Origin of the sequence: Aeromicrobium sp. CTD01-1L150 (assembly GCF_041951745.1) — a bacterium.
Taxonomy (GTDB): Bacteria; Actinomycetota; Actinomycetes; order Propionibacteriales; family Nocardioidaceae; genus Aeromicrobium.
This window is the reverse complement of sequence record NZ_CP169555.1, coordinates 3,680,724-3,705,756: the sequence shown is the minus strand read 5'-3', so window position 1 is coordinate 3,705,756 and position 25,033 is coordinate 3,680,724. Positions and strand designations below refer to the sequence as shown.

The 25,033-nt window shown below is 66.8% G+C and carries 21 protein-coding genes; 19 read left to right on the top strand and 2 right to left on the bottom strand.

What is annotated here, in order from left to right; genetic code table 11:
• The first annotated feature begins 207 nt into the window (after nt 1-207).
• The 9 genes from ACEVFP_RS18305 (at nt 208) to ACEVFP_RS18265 (ending at nt 11,315) form a co-directional block, all read left to right on the top strand.
• Nucleotides 208-1,665, top strand: coding sequence for an aldehyde dehydrogenase (locus ACEVFP_RS18305; RefSeq protein ID WP_375000959.1), 1,458 nt, complete (start codon nt 208-210; stop codon nt 1,663-1,665).
• A gap of 17 nt (nt 1,666-1,682) precedes the next feature.
• Entirely contained in the window at nt 1,683-2,849 is a 1,167-nt protein-coding gene (locus ACEVFP_RS18300; protein WP_375000958.1) for a zinc-binding dehydrogenase, read from the top strand.
• Between the two features lie 5 nt (nt 2,850-2,854).
• Entirely contained in the window at nt 2,855-4,039 is a 1,185-nt protein-coding gene (locus ACEVFP_RS18295) for a CaiB/BaiF CoA transferase family protein (protein ID WP_375000957.1), read from the top strand.
• Complete coding sequence (locus ACEVFP_RS18290) at nt 4,036-4,467, top strand: Zn-ribbon domain-containing OB-fold protein (protein WP_375000956.1); 432 nt, start codon at nt 4,036-4,038, stop codon at nt 4,465-4,467. Before ACEVFP_RS18295 ends, ACEVFP_RS18290 begins: the two co-directional genes overlap by 4 nt.
• On the top strand, nt 4,464-5,615 hold the full coding sequence (locus ACEVFP_RS18285; protein WP_375000955.1) for a thiolase family protein: 1,152 nt from the start codon (nt 4,464-4,466) through the stop codon (nt 5,613-5,615). The genes ACEVFP_RS18290 and ACEVFP_RS18285 overlap by 4 nt, the downstream gene beginning before the upstream one ends.
• A gap of 54 nt (nt 5,616-5,669) precedes the next feature.
• Entirely contained in the window at nt 5,670-6,419 is a 750-nt protein-coding gene (locus ACEVFP_RS18280; RefSeq protein ID WP_375000954.1) for a GntR family transcriptional regulator, read from the top strand.
• A 36-nt stretch (nt 6,420-6,455) separates the two neighbouring features.
• Nucleotides 6,456-7,844 (top strand): MmgE/PrpD family protein, encoded by a 1,389-nt coding sequence (locus ACEVFP_RS18275; RefSeq protein ID WP_375000953.1) that lies wholly within the window; start codon nt 6,456-6,458, stop codon nt 7,842-7,844.
• Between the two features lie 325 nt (nt 7,845-8,169).
• Complete coding sequence (locus ACEVFP_RS18270) at nt 8,170-9,285, top strand: C4-dicarboxylate TRAP transporter substrate-binding protein (protein WP_375000952.1); 1,116 nt, start codon at nt 8,170-8,172, stop codon at nt 9,283-9,285.
• Between the two features lie 5 nt (nt 9,286-9,290).
• The gene (locus ACEVFP_RS18265; RefSeq protein ID WP_375000951.1) at nt 9,291-11,315 is read left to right on the top strand and encodes a TRAP transporter large permease subunit; all 2,025 of its coding nucleotides are present in this window, start codon (nt 9,291-9,293) and stop codon (nt 11,313-11,315) included.
• 12 nt (nt 11,316-11,327) lie between these two features.
• Here the strand turns inward: ACEVFP_RS18265 and ACEVFP_RS18260 are convergent, their stop codons facing one another.
• Nucleotides 11,328-12,002, bottom strand: a complete 675-nt coding sequence (locus ACEVFP_RS18260; RefSeq protein ID WP_375000950.1) for a GntR family transcriptional regulator — start codon at nt 12,000-12,002, stop codon at nt 11,328-11,330.
• A 64-nt stretch (nt 12,003-12,066) separates the two neighbouring features.
• On the opposite strand from ACEVFP_RS18260, the gene ACEVFP_RS18255 reads away from it, so the two are divergent.
• Genes ACEVFP_RS18255 through ACEVFP_RS18240 form a run of 4 tightly spaced genes read left to right on the top strand, consistent with a single transcriptional unit; the run spans nt 12,067 to nt 18,258 of the window.
• Nucleotides 12,067-13,224, top strand: coding sequence for an acyl-CoA dehydrogenase family protein (locus tag ACEVFP_RS18255; protein WP_375000949.1), 1,158 nt, complete (start codon nt 12,067-12,069; stop codon nt 13,222-13,224).
• Nucleotides 13,221-14,039 (top strand): HpcH/HpaI aldolase/citrate lyase family protein, encoded by an 819-nt coding sequence (locus tag ACEVFP_RS18250; RefSeq protein WP_375000947.1) that lies wholly within the window; start codon nt 13,221-13,223, stop codon nt 14,037-14,039. The genes ACEVFP_RS18255 and ACEVFP_RS18250 overlap by 4 nt, the downstream gene beginning before the upstream one ends.
• A 17-nt stretch (nt 14,040-14,056) precedes the next feature.
• Nucleotides 14,057-14,863 (top strand): hypothetical protein, encoded by an 807-nt coding sequence (locus ACEVFP_RS18245; RefSeq protein WP_375000945.1) that lies wholly within the window; start codon nt 14,057-14,059, stop codon nt 14,861-14,863.
• Nucleotides 14,860-18,258 (top strand): pyruvate carboxylase, encoded by a 3,399-nt coding sequence (locus tag ACEVFP_RS18240; RefSeq protein ID WP_375000943.1) that lies wholly within the window; start codon nt 14,860-14,862, stop codon nt 18,256-18,258. Before ACEVFP_RS18245 ends, ACEVFP_RS18240 begins: the two co-directional genes overlap by 4 nt.
• A 433-nt stretch (nt 18,259-18,691) precedes the next feature.
• On the opposite strand, the gene ACEVFP_RS18235 is transcribed toward ACEVFP_RS18240, so the two are convergent.
• Nucleotides 18,692-19,189 carry a CGNR zinc finger domain-containing protein gene (locus ACEVFP_RS18235; protein WP_375000942.1) on the bottom strand — a complete coding sequence of 166 codons (498 nt, stop codon included), beginning with the start codon at nt 19,187-19,189 and terminating at the stop codon, nt 18,692-18,694.
• A 94-nt stretch (nt 19,190-19,283) separates the two neighbouring features.
• On the opposite strand from ACEVFP_RS18235, the gene ACEVFP_RS18230 reads away from it, so the two are divergent.
• From ACEVFP_RS18230 to ACEVFP_RS18205, 6 genes are all read left to right on the top strand, one after another.
• Complete coding sequence (locus tag ACEVFP_RS18230; protein WP_375000940.1) at nt 19,284-20,144, top strand: alpha/beta fold hydrolase; 861 nt, start codon at nt 19,284-19,286, stop codon at nt 20,142-20,144.
• Nucleotides 20,145-20,183: 39 nt separating this feature from the next.
• Nucleotides 20,184-20,621 (top strand): DUF4260 family protein, encoded by a 438-nt coding sequence (locus tag ACEVFP_RS18225; RefSeq protein WP_375000938.1) that lies wholly within the window; start codon nt 20,184-20,186, stop codon nt 20,619-20,621.
• 442 nt (nt 20,622-21,063) lie between these two features.
• On the top strand, nt 21,064-21,804 hold the full coding sequence (locus ACEVFP_RS18220; RefSeq protein WP_375000936.1) for an Atu4866 domain-containing protein: 741 nt from the start codon (nt 21,064-21,066) through the stop codon (nt 21,802-21,804).
• Nucleotides 21,801-23,192, top strand: coding sequence for an amidohydrolase family protein (locus ACEVFP_RS18215; protein WP_375000935.1), 1,392 nt, complete (start codon nt 21,801-21,803; stop codon nt 23,190-23,192). The genes ACEVFP_RS18220 and ACEVFP_RS18215 overlap by 4 nt, the downstream gene beginning before the upstream one ends.
• A gap of 205 nt (nt 23,193-23,397) precedes the next feature.
• Nucleotides 23,398-24,036, top strand: a complete 639-nt coding sequence (locus ACEVFP_RS18210; protein WP_375000933.1) for an Atu4866 domain-containing protein — start codon at nt 23,398-23,400, stop codon at nt 24,034-24,036.
• A 70-nt stretch (nt 24,037-24,106) separates the two neighbouring features.
• Nucleotides 24,107-24,952 (top strand): helix-turn-helix domain-containing protein, encoded by an 846-nt coding sequence (locus tag ACEVFP_RS18205; protein ID WP_375000931.1) that lies wholly within the window; start codon nt 24,107-24,109, stop codon nt 24,950-24,952.
• Nucleotides 24,953-25,033 lie beyond the last annotated feature (81 nt).

The following is a 25,033-nucleotide window of genomic DNA, read 5'->3' as shown; positions in this document are numbered from 1 at the left end:
CGCCCCCCAGGACCTCGAGCCGATTTGTAGCCGGTCGGTCGCGCTGCGCGGCCACTCCCGACGTCTGTGGTGGCGATGGCCCGCAGCGTCGCCAGTTGACGTCCAGGTGAGAGACGTCTAGGCTGTCATAAAGGACCGGACAAATTGGTAGGAGCGCGAAGAGCAATGGTCGATGCGAGTAGGAGTGGGGAGCACAGCTCCCCCCGGATGGTGATCGGCGGCGAGCACTGGGATGCTGCCGATGGGAGGACGTTGGAGTCGATCGATCCGTTCACCGCGCGTTCTTGGGCCACCGTGCCCCGGGCGGGTGCCAAGGACGTCGAGCTGGCCGTCGATGCAGCCCGCTCGGCACTTGGCGGCGAGTGGGGCACGATGTCCGCGACCGCACGAGGCGAAGCGCTGCATCGCCTGGCGGATCTCATTGCGGAGCACGCCGAGGAGCTTGCGGTCATGGAGACTCGCGACAACGGCAAGGTGATCCGCGAGACTCGGGGCCAAGTGGCCGGGCTGCCGAGCATCTACCGATTCTTCGCTGGTGCGGCCGACAAGATCGAGGGCAGCACCTTCAGCCCACCCCAGACCAACTTCCTGACGTACTCGCAGAAGCGACCGATCGGCGTCGTGGCCGCCATCCTGCCGTGGAATTCGCCCCTCTACCTCTTGGCGAACAAACTCGCTCCAGCCCTTGCGGCTGGGTGCACATTCGTCGCCAAGCCGTCTGAGTACACGTCGGTCTCGACGCTCCGGTTCGCGGAGCTCGCTTTGGAAGCCGGCCTTCCACCGGGTGTTCTCAACGTCGTCACCGGCGATGGTGAGGCCGGGGCGGCCTTGGCCGAGCACCCTGGTGTCGACAAGGTGACCTTCACCGGATCGACTGCCACAGGGCAGAAGATCATGAAGGCGGCAGCCGAGAACATCGCGCCCGTGACGTTGGAGCTGGGCGGCAAGTCGCCGAACATCGTCTTTGACGATGCGGATCTGGGCGCGGCGGTGAACGGCATCGTGGCCGGCATCTTCGCCGCGACCGGGCAGACCTGCATCGCGGGGAGCCGGGTCCTCGTGCACGAAGACGTCGCGGACCGTGTGATCGCCGAGGTCAGTCAGCGGGCTTCGGCCATCCGGATGGGCGACCCGCTCGACATGGAGACCGAGATGGGTCCGATCGCGTTCGATCAGCAGCTCCAGAAGGTCGCGTCCTACGTCGACGGGGCAGTCCGGGACGGTGCCGCTGTGGCTTACGGTGGCGGGCGACCGGCGGCCGACGAGCTGGCCACCGGGTACTTTCACGAGCCGACCGTGCTCACCGGTGTGCACAACCAGATGGCGGTGGCCCGGGAGGAGATCTTCGGCCCTGTGGCGTCCTTCATCACGTTCGGCTCCGAGGACGAGGCCGTGCAGTTGGCGAACGACACCCCGTTCGGGCTGGCTGCGGGCATCTGGTCCACCAACATCCAGCGGGCGCACCGCGTTGCCGGCCAGCTGTCCGCCGGGACGATCTGGGTCAACGCCTACCGCACCCTCGCCTACAACGTGCCGTATGGCGGCATGAAGCAGAGCGGCATCGGCCGCGAGTACGGGCTCGAGGGACTGGAGGAGTACCTGGAGACCGCTTCGATCTGGGTCGAGCTCTCAGGCCAGACCCGCGACCCGTTCCAACTCGGCTGAAGACTAGGAGAATTCCGATGACCTTGACCAGAGAGACGACCGCCGTCGGTCGACAGACCAAGCTCCCCGAGACCAGCCGCGCCGCCGTGCTGACCGAGTTCGGTGAGTCATTGGAGATTCGCGAGCTGCCGGTGCCGACCGAGCTGGAACCCGGTGCGCTGCTCGTGCGGATCCTTGCCTCATCCATCTGTGGGTCCGACGTTCACCTGTGGAGCGGGACCCTGGGTGGCAGCCAGGCCATGGAGCTCCCAGTGATCCCCGGCCACGAGATGGTGGGCGAGATCGTCGCCGTTGGCGAGGGAGCCGACACGGACACCTTCGGCTCCGACCTCTCCATCGGAGACCGGATCCTCTACACGCACGGATCCTGCGGACGCTGTTTTCACTGCGCCGTTGCCAACCAGCCGACCCTGTGCGCCGACCGTCGCTACTACATGTTCACCAACTGTGAGAGGCCGCCGTACCTGGTGGGCGGGTTCTCCGAGTACTGCTACGTCTTCCCGCAGTCAGGTCGTGTCAAGGTCCCCGACGCGGTCGACACGGCGTGGGCGTCGGCGGCCAGTTGCGCACTGCGCACTGTCGTCCACTCGTTCGACAGGATCGGCCGGATCGAGCCGTGGCAGAACGTCGTGATCCAGGGAGCGGGACCCCTCGGCCTGTTCGCGACGGCTCTCGCGAGCCGCGCAGGAGCCGCGCGTGTGATCACCATCGGCGCCCCCGACAACCGGCTGGAGATCGCCAAGGCCTACGGCGCAACGGACGTGTTGTCCGTCGAGGAGGTACCGAGCGCCGAGGAGCGTCCGGCCGCCGTCCGTTCTCTCCTCGGCCGAGGCGCTGACATCGTCTTCGAGTTCTCGGGCGCACGTTCTGCGTTCCTCGAGGGTCTGGAGATGGTGGAGCACGGTGGCCGGTACATGGTCACCGGCCAGATCGCCAAGCCGGGCGAGGAGATCTCCTTCCTCCCAGGCGTCATCACCCGACGTCAGCTCACGGTCATGGGTACGTGGTCCGGGCACATCAACGAGTACTGGAAGTCCCTGCAGTTCATGGAGCAGACCAAGGGCCAGTACGACTGGGACCTGCTCACGCCCAATCGCTACTCGCTGGAGCGGGCTACAGAGGCCCTGCGTCGCATGAAGGCGCAGGAGGACATCAAGCCCATCATCGAGCCGAGCGGGAGCTGATCACCGTGCGTCCGTTGGAGCACCTGCGAGTTCTTGAGATCGGCCAGTACATCGCAGCTCCGTACTGCTCCCTGATGTTCGCCGATCAGGGTGCTGAAGTGGTCAAGCTCGAGCGCCCGGGATCGGGAGATCCGCGGCGCGCGTACGACCCGAGAGTCGGCCACGGCGAGGAATCGCTCTCAGGGGGGTTCCTCACGTACAACCGGGGCAAGCGATCCCTGGCCCTGGACCTACGCGAAGAGGAGGACAGATCCGCGTTTCTGCGCCTGCTGCCTGACTTCGACGTCGTGGTGGAGAACCTACGGCCAGGAGCGATGGAGCGACTGGGCTTGGGGTGGGACGTCCTCGAGGCTGCCCACCCCGGGCTGGTCTACTGCGCCATCAGCGGCTTCGGCAGGTCGGACGAGCGCCGTGGCAAGTTCGCGGGCCGGCCGGCGTTCGACACCTCCGTCCAGGCGACCGGAGGTCTGATGAGCGTCATTGGTGAAGCAGGGGGCCCACCGCTGCCCTCGGTCACAGGGTTCGCCGACATCTACACAGGGGTGCACGCCGCGTTCGGGATCATGAGTGCTCTGGCGGCACGCCAGCGCACCGGGCGTGGTGCCTTCGTCGATGTCAGCATGTACGACTGCGTGAGCTCGTTGATGGAACGCGAGCTGATGCTCCACGACTTCACCGGAGAGCTCCGTGAGCGCGGTGTCGATCGGTATGCGCCGGTCGGCACCTTGGCCGCGCTCGACGGTTACGTCGCCCTCATCCTGCCCACGGACGAGATGTGGCACCGCTTCTGCGCGGCGATCGGTCGATCGGATCTTGTCGACGATCCGAGGTTTGCCACGGTGCTGGACCGGGCCCGTGTCTTCGGCACCCTCGTCCGCACGGAGGCGGAGCAGTGGACCCGAACCCGGACGCGAGCGGAGGTGGTGGAGGCGCTGACCGCCGCCGGCGTTCCCGTCGGAGAGGTCCAGGAGGTCGGTGAGCTCTACGAGTGCGAGCACCTGCAGGCGCGCGGCATGTTTCTCCGGATCGCCGACCCCGAGGGCGGTGAGCGACGGGTCATCAGGACCCCCGTGGTTCTCGAGGGCTTCGAGTCACCGGCCTCGAGCTCGGTCCCGGTGCTCGGGGAGATGACTTCCGAGCTTCTGGCCAGCGGCGGTCTCGGCGGCGTCGGTCGCGGAGGTGCTGCATGAGCGGCTCGGCGATCCAGACTTCCTTCCGACCGGATGTCTTTGATGCCACAGCGTGCCGATTGCTGGGGATGGCCTGTGGAGACTGCGGGCTCGTCTCGTTCCCGGCACGGGACAGCTGCCCGTCCTGCGGATCACCAGAGAACCTGGAACAGCGCGTGTTGAGCCGTGACGGGCGGGTGTGCTCGTGGGCGGTGGTCCGGAACGCGCCGCCGGGGCTGCTGACTCCGTACGTGCTGGCGTACGTCGACCTGGAGGAGGACGGAGTGCGTGTCATGAGCAGGCTCGAGGATGTCGAACCGGAGGCGTTGCGCGTCGGAATGCCGGTGGAGCTGACGTCCCTCAGCGTTGTGTCGACTCGTGCCGATGACGACGTGCCCGACTCCGTTGATGTCCATATGTTCGCCTTCCGTCCCGTGGAGCACCCATGAACCTCGACCCTGTGCACGTGATCGGCGCCGGTATGAGCCGGTTCGGTCGGTATCCGAAGGACGTCACGCTGGAGGCCATGGGCACCGAGGCAGCCAGGGCAGCGCTCAGGGACGCCGGAGCCACGGCGGCCGACGTCGAGGCCGTCTACGTTGGCCACGTCTTCGGTGGGCCGGTTGCCGGGCAACGCATCGCGACGCGCATCGGTTTGGCGGGCCGCCCTGTCTCCAACCATGAGAATTACTGCTCGAGCGGTGCCACGGCGCTCCGAGAGGCGTGGATCGCCGTCGGAGCGGGTCTGTACGACGTTGTCCTGGTGCTCGGTGTGGAGAAGATGACTGACCGGATCCGCGGAGGTGTCCAGCCCGACCCGAACGACCTCGACGCTGCCATCGGTTTCCTGTTCGCAGCGGGTCACGGGCTGTCGGCGCGGCGCTACATGGAGGACTACGGGGCCACACGGGAGCAGATCGCCGCCGTGGCGGTGAAGAACCATCGTCACTCCACGGCCAATCCCTACGCGCAGTACCAGCACGAGGTCACCTTGGACGACGTTCTCCATGCTCGGCCCATAGCCGAGCCACTGGGGCTGCTGGACTGCTCTCCGATCAGCGACGGGGCCGCGGCGGTCGTGGTCGCCAGCCCCGCCGGCCTGCGCCGGTTGGAGGCCGAAGCGTCGGCGCGGATCGAGGCGTGCGCTCTGGTGAGTGGCACCGTCCAGACCGGTTTGCCCGACGTCAACGAGGAGGATGTCTCGCGCCGCGCCGGCCACTCTGCGTACGAGCTCGCGTCGGTGGGACCTGGTGACATCGACTTCGTCGAGATGCACGACTGCTTCACCATCGCCGAGATCGTCAGGTTGGAGGGCTTGGAACTGCTGCCGCGGGGCCGCGGGGCCGCTCTGACTTCAGAGGGCTACACATCGCTGGGTGGACAGCTCCCAGTCAACCCTTCCGGGGGACTTCTGTCACGGGGCCACCCGGTCGGCGCTACCGGCGCCGCCCAGGTCTGTGAGCTGTTCTGGCAGCTCACCGGCCAGGCCGGAGGTCGTCAGGTCGAGAATGCTCGTACCGGGTTGGCGTACTGCAAGGGCGGATCGGTCAGCGGGACGGACGGGGCTTCGGTGACGACTGTCCTGATGACGGCGTGATGGCCGGCGTGGTGCAGTGCGACCGGATTGACATGCTCACCTAACCTATTGGTCATGACAGATTCAGCCTCCGCGCCCAGACGCGCGACACCCGCGTACCGGCTTCTGGCCGACCGTCTGCGAGTCCAGATCGACCGGGGAGAGTTCGGTCAGGCAGGTCGTCTGCCGACCGAGGCGGAGTTGCAACGCGAGCACGGGGTGAGCAGACACACCGTCAGAGAGGCGCTCAACCAGCTCGAGACGGACGGTCTGATCCGGCGCGTGCAGGGCAGTGGGACGTTCGCCAATCCTTCGCAGGGGCGCAGTGGCCGGTACCAGCGCAGAATCGGTTCGCTGGACGAGATCGTGGTGTGGCCTGACACCACGATGGAGGTGCTCGATTCGTTCGAGGTCGAGGTGAACCCGGCACTCGCCGCGCGGTTGGAGTTGCCGTACATCGAGGTCGGACACGCACGGATTCGTCGATGGTACGAGGGAGAGCCCTTCGTCGTCACCGATCATTGGGTGGCGCCCTCGCTCGCCAAGACGCTCGCTGAGGCCAGGGTGCCCACCAGGGCCGATGGCACAGTGATCGGCGAGGCGGAGCAGTTCCTCTCGAGCAAGATCGCTGGTGCCCGACAGGACATCACTGCGATGGCCGCGCCTCGGCGCGAGGCTGAGCTCATTGGTTGCGAACCTGGGGCGCCGATCCTGCTCATCGAACGCGTGTACTACGACACTGCCGGCGGCCTCGTCGAGATGACCGCCTCGCACTTCAACCCCCGGCGCTACAGCTACCGGATGGACCTCCGCCGCAGGACGTAACCGACGCGGGGTCCCAGATTCACAGGAGGATCGGTCATGAAGCCCACCGCGGGATACGGATCCGGAGGTCACGGCTCCGACGATGCGACGATCATCGACGTCCTTGCCGAAGGGCTCGCCGATCTGACGTATGAGGATGCGCCCGAGAGGGTCAAGGCCAAGGTCCGCGACTGCCTTCTCCACGCCTGGGTGGTCACCGCCGGCGCCGGCGAGACGGATCACCCCGATGTCGTGCGCCGCGTGATTGAGGAACATCTCGTCAGTTCGGGCAGTGCAGGGAGCACGGTGCTGCTCGGCGTCGGTCGCGCACCCGCTTCCACCGCGGCCTGGGGCAACGCGGTGCTGGCCCACGCCCGGGTTCAGGAGGACACCCACATCACGGTCCACCCAGGGGTGGTGGTGATCCCGTCGGCGCTGGCGGCGGCCCAGCGCGAGGGTGCCTCAGGTACTGGTCTGCTCGATGCCGTGCTCCGGGGATACTCGACAGCGACCGCGTTGTCGGCGGTGTTGAACTCCCGCGTGACACCACCTTTTCGCGCGACAGGAGCGTTCGGTCCGATGGCTGCCGCAGGCGCTGCAGCCAGCATTCTTGGGCTGGACATCGACGGAACGCGGCGAGCGCTTGCGCTGGCTGCCTCGACGTCGGGCGGCACCACCGAGTCCTTCGACGCGGGCACCCAGGAGTGGCACTTCCAACCGGGCCAGGCTGCGCAGGCAGGCGTGATCGCTGCCGACCTTGCACGGCTCGGCGTGCCCGGCTCACGATACGCGTTCGAGAACTCCGGCGGCTTCCTCGGAGCGTTCGCAGGTGGCACTCGGGCAGGCGACCGGAGTGCTGTAGAAGATCATCTGACGTCCGGGCTAGGCATACTTGAGGTCACCTTCAAGCCGTACCCTGTGTGTGCCTTCAATCAGGCCCCAGGAGCGGCAGCTGTAGAGCTCTCCAGCAGACTCGACGGCCGCAAGATAGCCCGGGTCGAGGTGCTCATGAGCTCGGCTGAGGCGCGTTATCCGGGCGTCGACAACGCTGGACGGATCACCACTGCCGAGCAGGCGATCATGAGTGTCCAGTGTGCCGTGGCGTCTGCGCTGCTGGACGGCAACATCACCTTCCGTCGCTTGCGTGCCACGAACTCGCCGCCCATGTGCGCGCTCATCCCTCTCATCCACGTCACCGCGGACGAGTCGTTGCCCGACAAGCATGCCGTGGTGTCGGTCACCCTCGAGGATGGCGACGTGCTCACTTGCCCCAGCCCGGACATGAATGTCGACTTGCGCTGGGGGCCGGAGCAGGTGATGGCAAACGCGGTACGCATGTTGCCCGAAACCGTGTTGACGCAGGAGAGCCTCGCTCATCTGGACGAAGCCATCTCGGCGCTCGAGGGCGCTGAGTCACTCGATCGGCTGGTTCGCGCCCTGCCCTGAGTCGCTGCCACGTGGATCGGAACCCCTTGACGCCCGAAGAGTCGTGACGTACGTTACAGGCATATTCATCCGGACGTATTGGGTGCTTAGGAGTTAGTGCATGACGACCACCTCGTCTCGGCCGAGCGTGAACAGGAATCGCGCTGGTGGCCGGTTCCGCGCCCCGACGTCCGCACGCCACCGAAGGAAGTTCATGATGCGCAACCCCCTGACCGCTTGGCGACGCAGTATCGGCCTCGGGGGTGGCTTGGCCCTCGTCGCAGCACTCGCCGCAGCTTGTGTGAGCGAAGGATCGACTGGAGAGGTTCCCCCCGAGTTGGCAGACATGGACCCCGTGACCTTGCGTGTGCCCACGCTCTACGGCCCGGGTCATTACCAGACCGAGGCCCTGGAGACGTTCGGCGAGGCGGTCGAGGAGGCCTCCGGGGGGGTTCTTGAGTTCGAGTTCTACTACCAGGACAGCCTGGTTGCGCCGGCGGACACCGTTGGCGCGCTGAGTGACGGGATCGTCGACCTGTCCCTGATCGTGCCTGGGTACAACCCATCGGATTTCCCGATTGACCAGTGGACGTCGGAGTTCACCTTCCTGGGTGACCCCGAACCGGTGGTGGGCCTGCTCCAGAGCTCGGCGGCCGCACTCGACTGGGCGTTCGACCAAGACGATCAGATGGCCGAGTACGAGGAGCTCGGCTTGGTTCCGCTGATTCCGCGCTTTGCCGGGCATGACACCTACAACCTGTTGTGCAAGTCCCCGATCACCGACCTCGCCTCCGCCCAGGGCGAGCGAGGTCGTAGCGGGGCTCCGAACTGGAGTGCCGAGATGGAGTCCGTCGGTATGGTGCCGGTCTCTCTCGCGGGAGGGGAGATCTACGAGGGTTTCCAGCGCGGGATTCTCGACTGTCATGTGGGGTCCGGCCCGGACATGGCGGACCTTGGGCTCTGGGAGGTCGGCAAGCACTACACGTCGGCGAACTTCTCGGGATGGTCCAGCGGCGGTCTGATGATGTCTGAGACGACGTGGGACTCGCTGCCGCTTGCAGCCCAGCAGATCCTCTGGGACAACGCCATCAGCTACGTCGTTGCCTGGAAGCAGGGGTGGATCGAGGCGATGCACCGGTTCGTCGTGGAAGGCAAGGAGATGGGGTTGGAGTTCCACGAGCCCGAGTCGGACTTCGCCACCGCCCTTGATGAGCACAAAGCCGAGGTGCTGGACACGGCCGCCGACGCGGCGCCGTCGACCGTGCAGGACCCCGAGGCCACCGTCACGGCCTTCGAGGAGGCGCACGCCGTCTGGTTGCCTGTCGTCGCCGACGAGCTCGGCTACTCCACCGGCAGCAGGACGTGGGAGGACTGGGCCGAGTCCAACGGGCCGGAGGTCGACCTCTCCGACTGGGCTGATGACGTCGAGCGCGAGATCCTTGCGCCGCGCCGCCCGGAGTGAGAGCGATGAAGACGAGACTGGGTTCCTCCGACCATGTCAGAGGAATGAGCGGCGGCGGCCCCGCTCCAGAGGTCGAGCCTGGCGGCGTACTGAACGAACGAGTCGATACCGCCAACCTCGAGGAGGAGACGACGACCGAGCCAGCGCTCGGCCGCGTCTGCGGCCTCGCCGCCGTCATCGCGAGTGCGGCGGTGCTCGGCATCCTCGGTCTCGTCGTCGCCGATGTCGCCCTGAGGTTCACGCTCAATCGACCGATCTCGGGCACTATCGAGTACGTCGCCTTCTGGCTCATGCTGCCGGCCACTGTCTTCGGGATCGTGGTAACCCAGCGACGCGACGAGCACATCGACGTCCCATTGCTGGTGGGGCGCCTCGGGGCGCAGACTCAGTACTCGTTGACCTTGCTGGCGCGACTCGGGTTCCTCCTGCTTGCGCTGCTCTTGTTCTGGTTCGGCACGACGGGAGCACTGGAGCGCGGTCTCAGTGGGGAATCTGCCGGCTCCAGCGGCGTGGAGATCGCGCCGACCCGATGGTTCATTCCCGTGGCCGCGGCTCTGCTGGTCATCCAACTGAGCCGTGAGATCATCACCTTGATCCGTTCGGCGTCTGATGATGTGCGCGCGGCACACGTCGTCAGCTGGCACGCTGTCGTGGTTGTCGCATCGCAGGTTGCGGGCGTCGTACTCCTTCACCAGCCGTTTCTGCCGGAGGTCAAGGGAGCCATTGTCCTGGCGATGATGGTCATCCTGCTGCTGGTCAAGGTGCCTGTGGCAGCGGCCATGGCGCTGCCCGGGGCAGCTGGGGTGTGGGCGATGACCGGCACCACGGCGCTCGAGCGCACGTTGATCGACGTCCCATTCACGGCTGCCGCCAGCTGGTCGCTCTCGGTCCTGCCGATGTTCGTCTTCATGGGCCTGATGCTGTGGAGTTCCGGAGCCACCTATCGTCTCTACAACGCTGCGCGGCTCTGGCTCGGTTGGCTGCCCGGAGGGCTGGCGGTGACTACCGTTGCCTCGGGTGCCGGTCTCTCGGCGGCGAGCGGCTCGACCGTCGGGATCACCTACGCGTTGTCACGAATCGGCATGCCCGAGATGTTCAAGAACAGCTATGACCGGCGGGTCACGCTGGGCTCCATCCTCACGTCGGGCATGGCCGGTCAACTCATTCCGCCGAGCGTGTTGCTTGTCGTCTATGCGGGCATCGCCCAGGTGCCAGTGGGTCCGCAGCTGTTGGCTGGGATCATTCCGGGAATTCTCTTGGCTTTCAGCGCCTGCGTCGCCATCGTTCTCGCAGCGGCGGCGTTCCCGGGCCTCGCGCCACGCTCGCCGGTCACGGCGACATGGTCCGAGCGGTTCCGGGCAGTGCTCGCAGCGCTTCCGGTGCCGGTCCTGTCCCTCCTGGTGGTCGGGGGCCTGCTCGTGGGCGTGTTCACGGCCACCGAGGCGGGTGCCTTCGGCGCGCTCGGCGCGATCGTCGTGGCGGCGACCCTGATTCGTGACCCCCGTGTCTTCGGACGGTCGTTCACCACCGCCTTGGTCGGCACGGTCTCGAGTGTGGGCCAGATCATGTTCCTTCTCCTCGGGACCGCAGTCATGACGCGCACCATCGCGCTCAGTGGACTCCCGGCTCTCATGGTCCGCTGGGTCAATGATCTCGGCCTCGGTCGGGTGACGTTCCTCCTCCTGTTGATCGTCGTGTTCCTGGCGTTGGGGGCTTTCCTTGACCCCATCGCCATGATGCTGCTGACAGTCCCCTTCCTCATGCCGGTTCTGGTCACCTTGGAGGTTGACCTCATCTGGTTCGGTGTCTTCGTCGTCCTACTGGCCGAGCTCGCCATGGTCACCCCGCCGGTCGGGATCCTCGTCTTCATCGTGCACAAGCTGGCCCAGAACCCCACGATCAGTGGGGGTGTCCGGATCGGTCTCGGACATGCCTTTGCTGCCGCGGCGTGGGTTCTTCCGGTGGCGATCGGCGTTCTGGTCCTGCTGATCGCCTTCCCGGGAATCACCAACATCCTGGGGGCTGAGTAGTATCGCGCGGACTCATTCGCCGTCCGGCTCCTTCCGCTGGCCGGCCCGGCCGCCTGTGTCCTCGCGGTGAGCGATGAGGAGCGCGCCCGCGTCGTGGACATGGTCCTCCATGGCCCGGCGCGCCGCGTCGGCATCCTGGGCACGCAAGGCGTCGATGATGCCGCGGTGCTCCGTTGCTGAAGCGTCGGCCCAGCCCTCGACGCTGGGGAAGAAGTCTCGCGGTGCGAAATGTGTCGTGATGCTCAACAGCCCGCCGAGTCGCGGGGCGTCGACGGACCGGTTGATCCGACGATGGAAGTCGTGGTTCAGACGCTCGACCTCGCTGAGCTGACCGCCCTCGGCGGCTGCTTCCAGCGCGTCCTGCAGCGACTCGAGGTCGTCAAGGTCGCGAGGGCTGAGCGTGCGGGTGGCCCGCGCGGCCAGTTCGCCGGCCAGCATGGCCTGGGCCAGGAAGACGTCTTTCAGATCGGCGTCGGTGAGGGGGAGCACTTCGAAGCCACGTCGGGGTCGTAGCTCGACGAACCCTTCCGCCACCAACTGGTTCAACGCCTCCCGGACCGGAGTCACGCTGGAGCCCAGTTCGTGGGCTAGCGGGTCGAGACGCAGAAAGTCGCCCGACCGCACTTGGCCGGTCACGATGAGTTCACGTACGTGCTGGGCGATCGAGGACGCCTTCGAGCGGTTCACAGGCCTATCCTGCCGAAGATCAATCATGTATGATTACTAACGATCATATATGAAAGGTGATGAAGTGCTCGAACTCGACAAGGCCGAGGCAGACATCGTCGCGCTGGTGAACGAATGGGTGGATCGCGAGGTGAGGCCCGTGGCCCACGACTTGGAGCACGCGAATACCTACCCCGAGGACCTCATCGAGCAGATGAAGCAGATGGGCATCTTCGGACTCGCCATCGGGCAGCCGTGGAACGACGCCGGTGTCTCCGTTGCCTGCTACGCGTCGGTGACCGAGGCCTTGGCGCGTGGCTGGATGAGTCTGGCGGGCGCCATGGGCGGGCACAGCGTTGTCGCCAAGCTCATCACGTCCTACGGCACGCCACAGCAGCAGGAGGCCTACCTCCCACGGATGGCCACCGGCGAGATCAGGGCGACCATGGCGCTGACCGAGCCCGGAGGCGGCTCCGACCTCCAGGCGTTGCGGGTCTCGGCGCGACGCACAGGTGATGAGTTCGTCGTCAACGGCACCAAGACGTGGATCACCAATGCGCGACGTTCACAGCTCGTCGCCCTGCTGTGCCGTACCGACCCCGACCTCTCCTTGGGTCACCGGGGGATCAGCATCCTGCTCGTCGAGAAGGGGCCGGGTTTCGAGGTTTCGCGCGACCTGCCGAAGCTCGGGTACAAGGGTGTGGAGAGTTGCGAGTTGTCCTTCTCCGACTTCCGGACGCCGGTCGGCTCGCTGCTCGGTGGCGAGGAGGGCAAGGGCTTCGCCCAGATGATGCGTGGTCTGGAGATCGGCCGGATCCAGGTCGCCTCCCGGGCACTCGGAGTCGGCCAGGCCGCCCTCGATGATGCCGTGCGCTACAGCCAGGAGCGCGAGAGCTTCGGGCAGCAGATCTGGAAGCACCAGTCCATCGGCAACTACCTCGCCGAGATGGTCACCCGGCTGACTGCCGCACGCCAGCTCGTACAGTACGCCGCACGCCGCTACGACTCCGGCGATCGGTCCGACATGGAGGCCGGCATGGCCAAGCTCTTCGCCTCCGAGACGGCCATGACCATCGCTCTCGACGCGATCCGCATCCACGGCGGCTACGGGTACTCCACCGAGTTCGACGTGGAACGCTACTTCCGCGATGCACCTCTCATGATCGTCGGCGAGGGCACGAACGAGATCCAGAAGAACGTGATCGCGCGTCAACTCATCCAGAGGGCGGGTCGCGCATCATGACCTCCTGCACGTGGTTGTTCGTGCCCGGATCTGCGCCGAACCGGTTCGACAAGGCGGCCGGCTCCGGGGCGGATGAGGTGATCCTCGACCTTGAGGACACCGTCGGAGCGGGTGAGAAGGAAGCAGCACGCGGAGCTGTGGTCGAGTGGCTCGCGCAGGGTGGCCGCGGTTGGGTGCGGACGAACCCGGCCGGGAGTCCGTGGGGCCGTGACGACCTCGCCGCGTTGGCGGATGCGCAGGGCCTGGTCGGCGTGATGGTTCCGAAGGCCGAGGACCCGGTGGAGCTCGGTGTGGCCGGCGGTGCGGTCGGGCGTCCGGTTGTGGCGCTGGTCGAGACCGCGCGCGGCGTACTCGATGCACGCCGGCTCGCGGCCGTCGACGGCGTGACCGCACTGGCCTTCGGTTCGCTCGACTTCATCCTGGACGTCGGCGTCGCCCACGACGCAGACGTGGTGTGGCACGCCAGGAGCGAGCTGGTGCTTGCGTCACGGTCGCTGGGGCTCAGCGCTCCGATTGACGGTGTCACCAGTGCCGTGCGCGACGACGCGCTCGTGCACGCCGACGCCGTCAGGGCGAAGGTGGCCGGTTTCGGCGGGAAGCTGTGCATTCACCCGGCGCAGGTCGAGCCGGCGGCTCGCGGCTTCGCCCCGTCGCGCGAAGAGATCGCCTGGGCTCGGGACATCCTTGCAGCGATCGGCGACGACACCCTCGGTGTCGGCATCGACGGCACGATGGTCGATCGACCGGTCATCGAGCGGGCGCGCCGCATCCTGCGGACGAGCGGCTCCGACATCTCGATGGGCGCGGAGTCGTGAACAATAAGGACGTCGAGGTGCGAGAGACATTGGGGACGGAGCCTGCGGTGGCCTTCGCCTCACTGATCGGCGTGTCCGAGCCGGACCTCGACGAGGGCCTGCCCCTGCTCTGGCACTGGCTCTACATGACCGCCTGGCCCGACCAGGCAGATCTCGGGCCTGACGGCCATCCGGTTCGAGGAGGTATCCCCACGCCGCCGGGACCGGGGCGGCGTCGGATGTGGGCTGGTGGTGAGGTCCGTTCCCTGCGCCCGCTGATGCCCGGACGAGAGGCCGTCAAGCGCAGCCGTGTTCTGTCATCGCAGGACAAGGACGGCCGCAGTGGCCGGCTCACCTTCGCGCGGATCCAGCACACGGTCGAGCAAGCCGGTGAGCTGTGCGTGGATGAGGTCCAGCTCATCGTGTACCGGGACGCCGCAACAGGGCCGGAACAACACCACAGGCGCCCCGACAGTCCTGAGAGCCCCCGAGGTGACGCGGAGTGGGACGTGCCGATCGACCCCACTGTCCTCTTCCGATTCTCGGCGTTGACGAAGAACGCCCACCGCATCCACTACGACGCTGACTATGCACGCGACGTCGAGGGCTACAGCGGCCTTGTCGTCCACGGGCCGCTCCAGGCCATGGTGCAGGCGGAGGCCGCTCGCGGCGCCGGGGCCCGCGGTCCGGTCGGGATCGAGTACCGTCTGGTGACACCATTGCACGGTCACGAAGGTCTTTGCGCGGTCGTCACGTCGAGCGGGGAAAGATCGTGGGAGACGTCGATCCGCAGCGCCAGCGGACGCGTGACCTCGACGGGAACGGTGAGAGGGCTGCAACGATGACCGATCGCCTCACGATGGGCTTCGACAAGATCCTGGTGGCGAATCGTGGTGAGATCGCCGTCCGCGCGTTCCGTGCGGCGCGTGAGCTAGGTGCGGGGACGGTGGCCGTGTACCCATCGGAGGACCGTGGCTCCGAGCATCGTGTCCGCGCCGATGAGGCGTACGAGATCGGTGAGCGCGGCCATCCGGTGCGGGCCTACCTCGACCCGACGGCGATCGTCGACGTCGCGGTCGCCTGTGGTGCCGACGCGGTCTATCCGGGGTACGGGTTCTTGTCGGAGAACCCCGACCTCGCGCAGGAGTGCGCCCGCCGCGGTGTGGTGTTCGTGGGGCCGGGCCGCGAGATCCTGGAGCTGACCGGTCACAAGGCCCGTGCCGTGGCCGCAGCCAGGGAGGCCGGTGTGCCCACGCTGTCCGGCGTCGCACCGTCGGCCGATGTCGAGGAGCTCCTGACCGCTTCCGAAGGGTTGACCTTTCCGGTGTTCGTCAAGGCGGTCGCCGGTGGCGGCGGCCGCGGGATGCGCCGGGTCGAGGCGCCCCCTGGGCTGCGGGCCGCTGTCGAGGCTGCGATGCGCGAGGCCGAGGGGGCCTTCGGTGACCCGACGTGCTTCATCGAGGAGGCCGTGGTGGACGCGCGGCACATTGAGGTGCAGGTCCTCGCCGACACCCATGGCGATGTCGTGCACCTGCACGAGCGGGACTGCTCGGTGCAGCGGCGCCACCAGAAGGTCGTGGAGATCGCGCCGGCGCCGAACCTGGATCCTGCGGTCCGCGAGGCGATGTGTGCCGATGCGGTTCGCTTCGCCCGGCACATCGGGTACTCGTGCGCGGGCACGGTGGAGTTCCTGCTGGGTGCCGATGGTCGCTATGTCTTCATCGAGATGAACCCGCGCATCCAGGTGGAGCATACCGTGACCGAGGAGGTCACCGGTGTGGACCTGGTGCAGGCGCAGCTGCTGATCGCCGCCGGCGCCAGCTTGGCCGACCTCGGCATCACGGGACAGGATGACGTCCACGTCACCGGCAGCGCCCTGCAGTGCCGTATCACGACGGAGGACCCGGCCAACGGGTTCCGTCCGGACACCGGCACCATCACGTCGTACTCGTCTCCCGGTGGCCCGGGCGTGCGGCTCGACGGAGGAACCGTCCACGTGGGCGCGGCGATCAGCCCACACTTCGACTCGATGCTGGCCAAGCTGACCTGCCGCGGGGAGACCTTCGAGGCGGCGGTGCGGCGCGCCGGGCGGGCGCTGGCGGAGTTCCGCGTCGGCGGCGTCTCCACGAACGTCCCCTTCGTCCGCGCCCTGCTGCGCAGCGCGGAGTTCCGGCGGGGCGCGGTGACGACGTCGTTCGTGGACGAGCACCCTGAGCTGCTCACCGAACCTGCGTACGAGGACCCCGCCGAGCGTCTGCTCGCCTATCTGGCCGATGTCACGGTCAACCGGCCGCACGGGCCGCACGGGCCGGGCATCGCGCCTGGCGACAAGCTGCCGGTAGTCGGGGAGGAGATGCCCGCCGACGGGTCGCGGCAACGTCTGCAGCTGCTCGGACCACAAGGATGGGCGCACGCGCTGCGGGCACAGAACGACGTGGGCGTCACCGACACCACATTCCGCGACGCCCACCAGTCACTGCTCGCCACCCGCGTCCGCACCGCAGACCTCGTGGCCGTCGCACCGGTCGTGGCCCGCACGATGCCGCAGCTGTTGACGGCCGAGGTGTGGGGCGGAGCCACCTACGACGTCGCCCTGCGGTTCCTCAAGGAGGACCCGTGGGAACGTCTCGCGCTTCTGCGCGAGGCACTGCCCAACGTGTGCCTGCAGATGCTGTTGCGTGGCCGCAACACGGTCGGCTACACCCCGTACCCGGCGGAGGTCACCGAGGCGTTCGTCGAGGAGGCCACCGCCACGGGCATCGACGTGTTCCGCATCTTCGACGCCCTCAACGACGTCTCCCAGATGCGTCCGGCGATCGATGCCGTCCGAGCCGGTGAACGGGCCGTCGCCGAGGTCGCCCTCTGCTACACTGGCGACCTGTCGGACCCGGGCGAGCGGCTGTACACGCTCGACTACTACCTGCGCCTCGCCGAGCAGATCGTCGATGCCGGTGCCCACGTGCTGGCGATCAAGGACATGGCAGGGCTGCTGCGTGCACCCGCCGCCCGCACCCTCGTCACCGCCCTGCGGGAGAGGTTCGAGCTGCCGGTGCACCTGCACACCCACGACACAGCCGGCGGGCAGCTCGCCACGCTCACCGCCGCGATCGAGGCCGGCGTCGATGCCGTGGACGCAGCCGCCGCGCCGCTGTCCGGTACCACCAGCCAGCCGTCGATGTCAGCGCTGGTGGCGGCCACCGACCACTCCGCACGAGCCACCGGCCTGAGCATGGCGTCGGTGAACGCCCTCGAGCCGTACTGGGAGTCGGTGCGCCGCCTCTACGCACCCTTTGAGTCCGGCCTGACGTCGTCCACGGGTCGGGTGTACCGCCACGAGATCCCCGGCGGACAGCTGTCGAACCTGCGTCAGCAGGCCGCAGCGCTCGGGCTCGGTGACCGCTTCGAGCAGATCGAGGACATGTACGCCGCCGCCAACGACATCCTCGGCAACATCGTCAAGGTCACCCCTTCCTCCAAGGTCGTCGGAGACCTCGCGCTCCACCTCGTCGCCCTCGACGCCGACCCCGACGACTTCGCCCAGGACCCGCAGTCCTACGACATCCCGGACTCGGTGATCGCCTTCCTCGCCGGCGAGCTCGGCGATCCCCCCGGTGGGTGGCCCGAGCCCTTCCGCACCAAGGCCCTGCAGGGACGCACCGTGCGCCCGCCCATCGAGGCGCTCAGCGACGACGACGCGGACGCGCTGCGCCGTGACCCTCGGCCCACCCTCAACCGTCTCCTCTTCCCCGGACCCACCCAGGACTACGAGGACTCCGTCCGCTTGCACGGACACCTGGCCGCGCTGCCCACATCGGCCTGGCTGCACGGACTCGACGACGACCGCGAGGTCGAGGTCTCCCTGGGCGAGGGACGCCTCGCCCTGCTCGGACTCGAGGCCATCGGCGAGGCCGATGCGCGCGGTATGCGCACCGTGCTCGGCACCATCGACGGCCAGCTCCGGCCCACCCAGGTGCGTGACCGGTCTGTGGAGTCCACGGTGGCCGCCACCGAGAAGGCCGACGCCGCCGACCCCCACCACGTCGCCGTTCCCTACGCCGGCGTGGTCCACGCCCTCGTAACCGTCGGCGAGACGGTCGAGTCCGGGCAGGTCCTCGCCACGATCGAGGCCATGAAGATGGAAGCCTCCATCACCGCACCCCGCGACGGCACTGTCGCCCGAGTCGTCATCGACTCCGCACGCCAGGCCGAGGGCGGCGACCTCCTGCTGGTGCTGAGCTGACAGACGCAGCCCGCTCGCTATCGCGTATCGTGTTGATGGGTCCGGGTGGGCTGCTGAAGGCGTTGGGACGGTGATCGAGAGACCGCGTTGGATGAGGAGACGGCCGATCATCTCGGCTATGAGCAAGCATGACCTGGACGGTCAGAACTCGGTGAACTCCCGCCACGGCAGCCTGACGAAGACGGTGCTGAACGGCAACTGTGGTCCGCTCCAGATGGAGGTGCCCAGGGACCGGGCTGGCAGCTCCGGTCCAGCGTCTATGCAGCGCGCTTCGACCTCACCGTGCCCGCGAACCGCGCCAAGCTCGACGCCGTCGAGCAGCTGGCACGGCTCGTCCACGACGCCGGTCGATGACAGGAGCGCCCCAGGCCGCAGCCAGCCAGACGCGAGATCGAGACGAGGCGCCGTTCGGGTTCGAGTGGCTCGAGGGCGGTCATGATCGTCGGGCGCGCCGGGCGTGGGCACGCACCTTCATCCGGTTTCCGCAGGTGGCCATAGAGCACCACTTGGCCGTGCCCGGCCGACTGTGATCGATGAGGAAGAGATTGCACTCGGTGTTGGCGCACGGGCGTAGCCGCCCAGGCAACCTCTGTGCGACCCGCGACCACGCCAAAATCATTCGTGCAGCGAGCCGCTCATCGGCGGGTGCCTCGAGCCTCCACTGAAGGCCCTCAGCGGTTGCCTCCGGCAGTAGGGCCACCTCATTCAGGATCGGGGTGAGGCGTTCGGCAGCGGCGGTTTCGCCGCGGATGACAGCTTGCAGGGCGCCGCGTGCGTACTGGAGGCGCAGTCGTTCAGTCTCTGTGCCGCGCCCGCCAAACTGTGCTGCGAGCTGGTCCTCTGTTGGATCGTCGAGGTGATCGATGGGCACGCCGTCGACGTTTGGGGCGCTGTTCAGTACCGCCATCAGGAGATCCTCGTCCTCAATCATTGCAGCCCTCCGTAACGGCGCAGTCCCTAGGACTCGTGGTTCGTAGACAATGATACCGTGAAGATAACCAGAAAAATACTTTTTAAGGGTTAGCATGGCTGTCGTTCAACACCGCATCGTGTCCGTCAGCGGGCTGGACGTCTTCTATCGGGAAGCAGGACCGCAGGAGGCTCCTGCGATACTGCTGCTCCATGGGTACCCCGCAAGTTCCCACATGTTCCGGCATCTGATCCCGGCTCTTGCAGATCGGTACCGCGTCATCGCTCCCGATCACATCGGGTTCGGCCGCTCCTCGAATCCATCCGTCGATGACTTCGCCTACACCTTCAAGAACCTTGCCGAGGTCACCTCCGCATTTCTCGAGGCGGTCGGAGTCAATAGGTACACCGTGTATGTGCAGGATTACGGGGCTCCGATTGCTTGGCGCCTCGCCCTGGCGAACCCGGAGTCAGTCGAGGGCGTGATCTCGCAGAACGGCAACGCCTACGAGGAGGGATTCGTTCCGGGGTTCTGGGATCCGATCTGGAACTATGGTGCCGAGCCCTCTGCCTCCCATGAGCAGGCGCTGCGTCCCGCGCTTGGGCGTGAGGCCATCGAGTGGCAGTACACGCACGGTGTGCCCGACGTCGCCACTGTTGCCCCTGATGTCTGGGAGCATGACATTGCCCTGATGGCTCGGCCTGGTGTCGACCGTGCGCAGCTTGCTCTGTTCGCCGACTACGCCAGCAACCGAGCTCTGTACCCGCAGGTCCATGACTGGCTACGCGGCTCTGCCACCCCGGTATTGGCCATCTGGGGAAGGAACGACGAGATCTTCGACCCCGCCGGTGCCACCGCGTTCGCTCGTGATGTACCAGATGCTCGCATCGAACTGCTCGACGGCGGCCATTTCCTCCTGGAGTCTCACCTGGATGAGGTCGTGAAGATCATCCGGGAGTGGCGCGCGGCCGTCTGAACCCATGAAGCAAACTTGGATCAAGAAGAAGGAGTCAGCATGTCTGTGGAGGAAGGGTCAGACCGTCAGGTGTTGGGTTGGCAGCGTGCAGAGAACGCGCTCATTGCCCTCAGCATCTTCATTGTGCTCATCGCCTGGGGGCACCCGTGGTGGCTGCTACTGGTCGCGTTCCTGGCGTTCGATCTTTCCGCGCTGGGATACCTGGTCAGCCAACGGGTTGGGGCGTTCTCCTACAACCTGGTGCACAACTACGCCGTGCCCGCGATACTGGTTTCGAGCTGGGCAGTACTGCAGCTCGGTGACGTAAACGCCAACGGGCTGGTGCTGGTCGCCGCTTGTTGGGGGTTCCACGTCGCTGTCGACCGTGCCTTGGGCTACGGTCTGAAACTTGGTCCATTCGCGCATACCCACCTCGGCGTCATCGGTAAGGATCGGCGCATCGAGATGCAGCGCGCCAGCGCGAGTCGATCCTCATAGGCGGCGCCGGGTCGGCGTCGACGCTTCCGCTGGGGCTCCAAGTATGTATTCGCGGACCGGGTCGATAGGTGTGAGATGCCCCGCGGATGTCGTCGCTCGTTTTGTCGCTTGGGGTGGTGTGAAGTGGACGCAAACATGGGGTCGGCGAGCCAAGAGGATCCCGGCCTCGAGACTCTCGGGCTGACGCACGGCTCCACCGTGACCGTCGAGCCGCCGTGCAACGGTACAGAGTGGCCACTGCAGCCTTCGGGGGGAGAGCGTGGCCGACAGGTGCGGGCCGAGGGGGCGGCGTAGCGCGGAACGGCTGGTGTGCCTGCAGGGATCGTCATGTGATGGACGGTCACCTCGGCGCGCACGTGGATGAGGACGCCCGGGTGGGTCCATCACTCCCAGGGTGCGTTCCGCCCTTCCGGGCTAGGTCGAGTCGCACGAGCATGGGGCTATGTCGAAAACCCATCCCGCCTTCACCACCGGTGGTCTCGCCGCCGTGCGGACCCGAGCTGACCGACCATTGCTGTTGACCAACGCGACGGTTCACACCTTCGATCCGCTGATCGGCGTCATGTGCGATGCCGATGTCCTGATCGGCGGAAGCGTGATCGTCGGCATCGGCCCTGGCATCGTCACTGCGGCAGAGGACGACGACGCCGTGGTCATCGACGCCAGCGACACCGTCATCCTGCCGGCCCGCCTTGACGTGGGTACAGCTCTCGGCACTGTTGAACGAGGCTCCGGGGCCGGGACGCTCGCGCCCGGCTCCGACGCTAGCTTCGTGGTCGTAGCGTCCGATCACGCGCCTGATCTCCCGGCTGTCCTCCACGCCGCCTACGCCCGCCATGATCTGCTACTCGCCGTGCTCAAGGACGGGCAGCCCACGCACTGGGCCGGCGAACACCTCGGCGGAGCGTCGACTGCATCGCTCCAGCCAGAGAGCGTGGCGGTGGACCCGCGTCGTGTGGGTGTTTGGGTGGACACCGAGGACTTCCTGCACCAGGAGCTCACCGCCGGCGGCCGCTACGACGAGACGCGTGGTGGACGTCCGCACGCTTTCCAGGGTCGCTACTGGGTGGACGGCGATCGCATCGACTACCTGGACGACCTTGGCTTCTGGGCATTCGGACGCTTCATCGGCGATACGCTGCACCACGCCGGGTACACGATGCACCAGCAGGCGAGCCGATGAACGCCCGCCTGACGCTCGAGTCGCTGATTGCCTCTGATGGCGATCCTGACAGGCTCGTCCTGCTTCGCGGCGCGACCGTCGTCACCATGGATGCCGAGCGGGGGATCATCGACTCTGGTGACGTCCTGCTTCGCGGTGCATACATCGAGGAGGTCGGGCATGAGCTGTCGGCGTCTGCCGCCATCGTGGTCGACGTGACCGGGAGCATCGTGGCCCCCGGCATGGTGGACACGCATCGTCACGCCTGGCAGGCACAGATGCGTCGAACGATCCCCGATGTCGACGACCTCGCCGGGTACCTGCAGTCCACGCTCATGCACGTCGCACCGGCGTACACGCCGCAGGACGTCCACATCGGCACGCGACTGGCGGCGCTGACGGCACTCGATGGCGGCATCACTACGATGCTCGACTTCTCGCACAACTCGCGCACGGCCACTCACGCGGACGCCGCGATCACCGCGCTGATCGACTCCGGCATCCGTGGCGTGCACGCTTCCATGGCCCCACACTTCGGCAACTGGGACGGTCAATGGCCCGCCGACCTGGCTCGGCTGCGCTCCACCTATGTGCCGAACGACGACCAGCTGGTCACCTTGCGCATGGCCGCTCTGGCCACCGAAGACATCGCTCCCCACGTGACGTACGGTGCCGAACTAGCCAGGGTGGCCGCAGACCTGGACATCGGCGTGAGCCTTGATGTGATGTTCGGGCGGGGGGCATCGCACGCCATCCTTGCCTGGCAGCGGCAGGGTCTGCTCGGCCCACACCTCGAGTCCATCCACTCCACTGCCCTGTCGGCTGACGCGTGGGCGGCGATGCGCGATCACGGCGTCACCGTCGCACTGGCGCCCACATCGGATGCGCAGATCGGCTTGGAGGATGCCGTCCCGCCTGTCGATGAGGCCCTCGCCCATGGGATCCGGCCCGGCTTGTCGGTCGACGTGGAGGTCGCGCTGGCCTCTGACATGTTCACGCAGATGCGGGCTCTGCTGACCATCCAGCGGATGCGGGCAGTCAACGCCGCGTACGGCACGGAGCAGGATGTCGTCCGTATCACGACTCGCGATGTTCTCGACTTCGCTACAGTCTCGGGTGCGCGCACGTTGCGGCTCGACGACCGCACCGGTTCGATCACGCCTGGGAAGCAGGCTGATCTCATCGTGGTGGATGCCGAGGCGATCAACACCATGCCGCTGCATGATCCAGTTGGCACGCTGGTGCTCGGCGCCGATCGCTCCAACATCACATCGGTGTGGGTCGCCGGCCAGGTGCGCAAGTGGGACGGCGGGCTCATCGGAGTGGACATCGATGCGCTGCGTACACGGGTACACGACTCGGTAGCCGCGATCGCCGAGCGACTCTCGTCCGCAGAAGCCCGCCGATGACGTGGACGGTGCTGCAGCCGCAGACCGAGAACCGAATACCGAGCGTGAGAGCGCTGATCACACGGGCACATCCAGACCCCGCAGTGTGTGGGTACTTTCTGCCGTTGTGCTCACCACGACGTTCGCGACCGTCTGTTCCCCGAGCGGAACATGCTCACCTCTTCCGGGTGCCACGGCGTCTCCCCCCAAGCACTCGGAGGATCCGATGAATGAGGAGCGCACACGGACTTTCGTCATCAGCGGAGCGATGGTGATGCGGACCCCGGGCGACGAGACGGTGCGAGACCTCTTCGTGTCAGACGGGCGGATCGTTGCGCAACCGGCCGACACGGAACCTCACATGATCTCGGCGGCAGGTGCGTACGTGGTGCCTCTCATGGTCGACAGTGCGGTGGCTGCTCGGCCCGCCTCGAAGCGGGCCGAGTACGACTTGTCGCCTGTCAACGACGCGACCTTCGCGGTTGTGCGCCGCCCCGTCACCGAGACGCAGGTCCGCACCATGCTGATCCTCAGCCCGCGCGACGTGATGGCGGTCTACGTGTCCGGTCAGCTGGAGGTCTGCGATGGCGAGGCTACTCGAAGAGCAGGAGCTGACGTCGCCGAGGCTGCGACGTCTGCGACCTGGGTGGGGACGTGGGAGGATCCAGCGCGGGGGCTGGAGCAGCATCTCTTGCCGGATGGGCGTTACTCGGAGACCCGAGGGGGTCGTGCAGATGCCTATACCGGTCGGTACTGGGTCCATGAAGATCGGATCACGTACAGGGACGACTCAGGCTTCTGGGCGTTCGGCGAACTACAGGACAGCGTCTTGCACCACGCTGGGTTCATGATGACCCGCCGCTGACGGGAACCGAGATGACAGCAGGGTGCGCCAGGTCCTGGCTCCCGGCGTCAGCGAATTCTACGATTGAGACGTGAGCACCTCACCTCTCGGCACCTACCTCAAGGCCCGCCGCGCCCACGTCCAACCAGACGACGTCGCGCTGACCAGGGACACCCGTTCGCGGGTGCCCGGTCTGCGTCGTGAAGAAGTGGCGATGCTGGCTGGAATCAGCGTCGACTACTATGCGCGCCTGGAGCAGGGGCGCGAACGCAGCCCGTCGCCATCAGTTCTCAACTCGATCGGCAGCGCGCTCTGTCTGGACCTTGACCAGCGAGGGCACCTCTTCCGGCTTGCGGGCCTCGCGCCCAAAGCCTTGGCACCGATCTCCGTGATGCCTGACCGGACGCTGCTGGATCTCCTCGGCATGTGGTCGCACACTCCCGCCGTGATCATCAATCGTCAGCTTGACGTCATGGCTCGCAATGACCTGGCAGGAGCGTTGTACTCGGACTTCGGTCGCATCGACAACGTGGCACGGATGACCTTCCTCGATCCGGTGGCCACCGGCTTCTACGTCCACTGGGACCGAGCAGCGGAGGCTTGCGTGGCCAACCTGCGGCTTGCGCTGGGGCACGTGGACTCCGCCGACGCCGTGCGCCCACTGCTCGTGGAGCTCTCTGCAGCCAGCTCGGTGTTCCGCCACCTATGGGCCCAGCACGACGCGCGCGGCAAGACACATGAATCCAAGGCATTTCATCACCGCGCCGTTGGCGAGCTCGTGTTGCGATACCACACATTCGATGTGAAAGGCTCTCCCGGTCACCAGCTGATCGTTTACCACGCCGAGCCTGATTCATCGAGTGCTGAGAAGCTGCAGTTGCTGGCCTCACTGCATGTGACGTCTCAGTCGTCAGCCACGGCACCCAGGATGGAGTAGGTGTCGCTCGGCGTCACCGCCACATACGCTCCGGTGAACAACCCTGAGCCTGCTCAGCAGTGAGGGGGATGGTGTCCACGA